Source organism: Cobetia sp. SIMBA_158, assembly GCF_046566945.1.
Classification (GTDB): Bacteria; Pseudomonadota; Gammaproteobacteria; order Pseudomonadales; family Halomonadaceae; genus Cobetia; species Cobetia amphilecti.
Genome location: NZ_JAWJYL010001152.1, coordinates 1 through 233 on the forward strand (window position 1 = coordinate 1; position 233 = coordinate 233).

1 protein-coding gene is annotated in these 233 nt (G+C 66.1%); it reads left to right on the plus strand.

The window, feature by feature from the left end; genetic code table 11:
* Positions 1-233: MlaA family lipoprotein (locus R2R70_RS23365; protein WP_410979402.1), on the plus strand; the 233-nt coding region annotated here is incomplete at both ends.

The window sequence follows — 233 nt, forward strand, 5'->3', positions numbered from 1 at the left end:
GCCGTCTGCTGCTCAACCCCACCGTCGGCATCGGCGGCCTGTTCGCCCCGGCCAGCGGGCTTGGCTGGACAGTGGACGAGGAAGCCTTCGGTCAGACGCTCGCCGTCTGGGGTGCAGGGCAGGGGCCGTATCTCGTGCTGCCGATGTTCGGTCCGAGTACCGTTCGTGATACCGCGGGCATGCCGGTGGACTACTTCGCTGATCCCGTCAACTACGTCGAAGACGACAAGGTG